Origin of the sequence: Mameliella sp. AT18 (genome assembly GCF_028807275.1) — a bacterium.
Classification (GTDB): Bacteria; Pseudomonadota; Alphaproteobacteria; order Rhodobacterales; family Rhodobacteraceae; genus Antarctobacter; species Antarctobacter albus.
This window is the reverse complement of record NZ_JARAMO010000120.1, coordinates 1-3,926: the sequence shown is the minus strand read 5'-3', so window position 1 is coordinate 3,926 and position 3,926 is coordinate 1. Positions and strand designations below refer to the sequence as shown.

Annotated in this window: 4 protein-coding genes; all 4 read left to right on the top strand. The window is 63.1% G+C overall.

Annotated features, from left to right (window positions below; all coding sequences use genetic code 11):
- Positions 1 to 92: 92 nt before the first annotated feature.
- Positions 93 to 1,256 (top strand): urea ABC transporter permease subunit UrtC, encoded by a 1,164-nt coding sequence (urtC, locus tag PVW46_RS13515; RefSeq protein WP_043135933.1) that lies wholly within the window; start codon positions 93 to 95, stop codon positions 1,254 to 1,256.
- A complete protein-coding gene (gene urtD / locus PVW46_RS13510) occupies positions 1,253 to 1,996 on the top strand; it encodes an urea ABC transporter ATP-binding protein UrtD (RefSeq protein ID WP_043135930.1) in 744 nt (247 codons plus the stop codon). The genes urtC and urtD overlap by 4 nt, the downstream gene beginning before the upstream one ends.
- 89 nt (positions 1,997 to 2,085) lie before the next feature.
- Positions 2,086 to 2,784, top strand: coding sequence for an urea ABC transporter ATP-binding subunit UrtE (gene urtE, locus PVW46_RS13505; RefSeq protein ID WP_274576185.1), 699 nt, complete (start codon positions 2,086 to 2,088; stop codon positions 2,782 to 2,784).
- Between the two features lie 171 nt (positions 2,785 to 2,955).
- Positions 2,956 to 3,926 (top strand): protoglobin domain-containing protein (locus PVW46_RS13500; RefSeq protein ID WP_274576184.1); only part of this gene is annotated, 971 nt, incomplete at its 3' end.

The window sequence follows — 3,926 nt, the reverse complement described above, 5'->3', positions numbered from 1 at the left end:
GGGGGAGGCCGCAGGCCGGGGGCAGAGCCGCCCGATGCCCGAAACCGCCCCCCTGCCCCCGACCGGAGCAATCCAAAGAACGGAGCGCCGAAATGAACCGCAGCTTCATCGCCCGGAACCCCTCGGTTCTCTGGTTTCTCGCCTTCCTCGGGATCTTCACGCTGGCCGTCACCCTGATGGCCGAGGCGACCGGGACGGGCTTCATCTCCACCAGTTTCGTCAAGACCCTGGGCAAGACCCTGTGCCTGTGCCTCGTCGCCATCGCGATGGACGTGGTCTGGGGCTATTGCGGCATCCTCAGCCTGGGCCATTTCGCCTTTTTCGGGATCGGCGGCTACGCCATCGGCATGTGGCTGATGTATGCCCGCACCGAAACCATCGTCACTGACAGCATGGCCGCACAGGTGGTCCCGCCCAGTCCGCAAGAGGTTTCTGACGCCATTGCCAGCCAGATCTTCGGCGTGGTCGGGGCGTCCGAGTTCCCGCCAATCTGGGCCTTCGCGCATTCGCTGCCGCTACAACTCCTGATGGTTGTCCTGGTGCCCGGCCTGCTTGCACTGGTCTTTGGCTGGCTGGCCTTCCGCTCGCGCGTGACCGGCGTCTATCTCTCGATCCTGACCCAGGCCATGACCCTGGCGCTCTCGCTTTACCTGTTCCAGAACGACAGCGGCTTGCGCGGCAACAACGGCCTGTCCGGCCTGCAGAACATCCCCGGATTCGAGAGCACCCCGCAAAGCATGGTCTCGATGGTCTTCTTCTGGGCCTCAGCCCTGGCGCTTGCGCTGGGATACATCCTCTTCGCCTGGGTCGTCTCGGGCAAGATGGGCAGCGTGATCCGCGCCATCCGCGACGATGAAACCCGTGTACGCTTCCTCGGCTACCACGTCGAAAGCTACAAGCTCTTCGTCTTCACCCTGACGGCGGTGATCGCGGGCATCGCGGGCGCGCTCTATTACCCGCAGGCCGGCATCATCAACCCGGCGGAAATCGCCCCCATCGCCTCGATCTACCTTGCGGTCTGGGTCGCCATCGGCGGGCGCGGACGGCTCTATGGCGCGGTAATGGGCACCGTCTTCGTCACCCTCGCCTCCAGCTGGTTCACCGGCGGCGGCGCGCCCGACATCAACCTCGGCTTCTACACCATCCAGTGGACCGACTGGTGGCTTGTTCTGCTGGGCCTCTCGTTCGTCGCCGTCACCCTGTTCGCACCGCAGGGCCTGGGCGGGCTGGTCGACAAGATCGCGAGGAAATCATGAGCAAGACCCTGCTAGAACTGTCCGGCGTTTCGGTCTCCTTCGACGGGTTCAAGGCGATCAACTCGCTCTCCTTCCAGATCGGAGAGCCCGAGCTGCGTGCCATCATCGGCCCCAATGGCGCCGGCAAGACAACTTTCATGGACATCATCACCGGCAAGACAAAGCCTGACGAGGGCCATGTCCTGTGGGGCGACAAGGGTATCTCGCTGCTGGGCATGTCGGAATCCGCAATCGCCCGCGAAGGCATCGGTCGCAAGTTCCAGAAGCCCACCGTCTTCGAGGCGCAAACCGTCCGTGAGAACCTGGCGATGGCGCTAAAGAACCCGCGCGGCCCCTTCGACGTGCTGTTCTACAAGAAGACGAAACGAGGCGCCGAGCGCATCGAGGAAATCGCCGAACAGACCGGCCTGACCGACAGCCTCACCCGCCCCGCCGGCGAACTCTCCCACGGCCAGAAACAGTGGTTGGAGATCGGCATGCTGCTGGCGCAGGAACCGCGGCTCCTTCTGGTCGACGAACCCGCCGCCGGCATGACCCCGGCAGAACGCGAAAAGACCACCGAAATGCTGGTCGAGGCGGCCAGGACCCGGGCCGTCGTCGTGGTCGAACACGACATGGAGTTCGTCCGCCGCCTGAACTGCAAGGTCACCGTGCTGAACGAGGGATCGGTTCTGGCCGAGGGCTCGATCGACCATGTCACCAGCAACCCGCAGGTGATCGAAGTCTACCTGGGCCGCTGAACGATGCCTTGCCGCTTCTTCTTGGTGAAAATACCCCAATGCGCCCACGTTCCCGCGCGCGGCGCCCGGACGATAGGAAAGCCCACCCCATGCTGAGCCTCTCCGACCTGACACTGCACTATGGCCACAGCCAGATTCTCTACGACATCTCGATGGAGGCAAGGCCCGGCGCGGTCACGTGTCTGATGGGCACCAACGGCGTGGGCAAGACATCCCTGCTCAAGGCGATCTCGGGCACTCATGCCCGGTCCGGCGGCGCGATGGTGCTGGACGGGGCGGACATCGCCCGCACGACACCAGCGCACGCGCTGGCGCGGGCCGGTGTCGGATACGTCCCGCAAGGCCGCGACATCTTTCCCCTGATGACCGTGAAAGAGAATCTCGAGACCGGATATGCCTGCCTGCCCAAGTCGGACTGGGGCATTCCGGACGAGACATTCGAGCTTTTCCCGATCCTCAAGCAGTTCCTGGCCCGCCGTGGCGGCGATCTTTCGGGTGGCCAGCAGCAGCAACTCGCCATCGCCCGCGCGCTGATCGCACAGCCCAAGCTGCTGCTGCTGGACGAGCCCACGGAAGGGATCCAGCCGAACATCATCAAGCAGATCGGAGAGGTCATCAAATACCTCCGCCAGAAGGGCGACATGGCCGTCATCCTGGTCGAGCAGTTCTTTGATTTCGCTTACGATCTTGGCGATCACTTCGTTGCGCTGGAGCGTGGCCGGGTGATCCACAATGCGCCCCAGGCGGACACCCCGCGCGAGGTCCTTCTGAAGAAGGTGTCGGTCTGATGCCGACAATGGACCCTTGACTCGTAAACCATTTCTCCACAGCTGCCAACGCACGCAAGTTTAGTAAAACAAGGCCCAAGAAGCCCCCACCCCGCCACCGCCAGTGACAGGCTTGTTAACCTATGGGCGCTTTAATCTGCCGTACCGACCCGATCATTTACGGAACAGCAGATGACCAAGGACCTTCAACAGAAACTCTCGCACTTCCAGCTGGACGGCGAAAACGCAGGTTTGTTGCGTGAGGTCGGGGAACTTCTCAAACCCGAACTCGACGCGGTGCTGACAGCCTTCTACAAGCGCGCCCAGGCCAATCCCGATACCGCGGCCTTCTTCGACGGGCCGGAGCGGATGGAATACGCCCGCAACGCCCAGAAAAAGCACTGGACCCGCCTGCTATCAGGAGAGTTCGACGCGGAATACATGGCCTCGGTAGACCGGATCGGGCGCACACATGCCCGGATCGACCTGCCGCTTGATACCTACATGTCCGCCTATTCGCTGGCCACCACCGACCTTGTCGCGGCCCTGTTCAAACGCATCCCCAGGCGCAAGCGCAGCCGCCTAGCCGTCATGGTCGGCGTTCTGACCCGCGCCTTCGCGCTGGACATCGAACGGGTTGTCGAAACCACGTTCCGCATCCTCGCAGAGGAACAGACCGCCGCCTTTGGCCATATCGACACCGCGATCGAGAAACTGGCACAGGGGGATCTGACCCATGTCATCCCCGGCCCCGACAGCAGCGACTATCCCAAGCGGTTCGAGGATGTACGGAGAAAGCTGAACGGCGCCACGGAAAACCTGAGGGAGACCATGACACAGGTCACGGGTACGATGTCGAACCTGGTCAAGATCATCGAGGAAGTATCGGCCGCGGCCGACGATCTGTCGGAACGCACGGCCAACCAGGCCGCATCGCTGGAAGAAACCGCCGCTGCGGTGCATGAACTGACCGAAAACGTGGCCAGCTCTGCCAAGAACACGCAAGAGGCCAACCAGGTCGCCGCGACGGCCTCGCAGACCGCGCTGGAAGGCGCGCGCACCGTCGAGGAAGCCTCTGGCGCGATGACCCGCATCCAGACCTCGTCGGACCAGATCACGCGGATCATCGGGCTGATCGACGACATCGCCTTTCAGACCAACCT